This window comes from uncultured Paracoccus sp. (assembly GCF_947487305.1).
In the GTDB taxonomy this organism is placed as follows: Bacteria; Pseudomonadota; Alphaproteobacteria; order Rhodobacterales; family Rhodobacteraceae; genus Paracoccus.
In genome coordinates this window covers 1-682 of sequence record NZ_CANKWH010000081.1, presented here as the reverse complement: position 1 = coordinate 682, position 682 = coordinate 1, and the positions used below count along the sequence as shown (strand labels likewise).

General features: G+C 59.1%; 1 protein-coding gene. It reads left to right on the top strand.

Features of this window, described 5'->3' with window-relative positions:
* Window positions 1–77: 77 nt before the first annotated feature.
* On the top strand, window positions 78–682 hold a 605-nt coding region (locus tag Q1A36_RS21345; RefSeq protein WP_299848194.1), incomplete at its 3' end, for a site-specific DNA-methyltransferase.

Sequence of the window (682 nt, the reverse complement as noted above, 5' to 3'; positions counted from 1 at the left end):
AGCAACCAGACCCTACCGGAACAACGCAGGTGACAACCTCAGCCAGAACCTACACCACGCCCAGGGACAGCATCTCCGTGAAGGATCCATGGCTGGCCGATGATGTCATTTGCCTGTTTCGCCACCTGTTCGCCCGACAGAACGATATCACCTGGGTCAAGTCCATTGCCGTCAAAGGTGAGACCTCTGGCCAGTTCCGTCCGATCAACAGCGACAGGCTGCTGAACCGGACGAACGAACAGGTCTATCACCTGAGCAAAACAGGGAGAGTGCCGATCGATCGCCTGGCGATCGGCGTCCCTTATCAGGACAAATCAAATCTCGGCCGATGGAACCATGCGACCGAGGATAGACGCTGCGGGGGGAACAGCTGGTTTATGCCCTATGAGCCGGCCTCGAACGCGGCCGGAAAATACGGCCACCCTGCCATATTCCCGCTGGAACTGCCCCGCCGCTGTCTGAAGCTGCATGGCCGGCGTGGCCTCGTTCTCGATCCTTTCGCTGGCACCGGCACCACCTTGGTCGCTGCCAAACAGTTGGGCTGGCGCTCCATTGGCATCGAGATCGATGAGACCTATGTCGAAACTGCGCGCAGGAGGATCAATGTGGACTTGCCCGGCTTTTGTGGAGAGCGTTTAGCTTACTTCCCGGGCCTTTCGCTCGAATGCGAGGGGGCTCTGGA